Raw genomic sequence first — 311 nt, forward strand, 5'->3', positions numbered from 1 at the left:
GACCGGTTCCTGCCGGACAAGGCGATCGACCTGATCGACGAGGCCGGGGCGAGGATGCGGATCCGCCGGATGACCGCGCCGCCGGACCTTCGTGACTTCGACGAGCGCATCGCCCAGGTCCGCCGGGACAAGGAGTCCGCGATCGACGCGCAGGACTTCGAGCGGGCCGCGCAGCTGCGTGACAAGGAGAAGCAGCTGCTGGGCCAGAAGGCGCAGCGGGAGAAGGAGTGGAAGGCCGGCGACCTGGACGTGGTGTCCGAGGTCGACGACGAGCAGATCGCCGAGGTCCTGGGCAACTGGACCGGCATCCC

General features: G+C 69.5%; 1 protein-coding gene. It reads left to right on the forward strand.

Annotated features, from left to right (window positions below):
* Positions 1–311, forward strand: a 311-nt coding sequence (locus WH85_RS46400; protein WP_045748620.1) for a UvrB/UvrC motif-containing protein, incomplete at both ends; no start/stop codon positions are given.

Origin of the sequence: Actinoplanes rectilineatus, assembly GCF_000962825.1 — a bacterium.
Taxonomy (GTDB): domain Bacteria; phylum Actinomycetota; class Actinomycetes; order Mycobacteriales; family Micromonosporaceae; genus Actinoplanes; species Actinoplanes rectilineatus.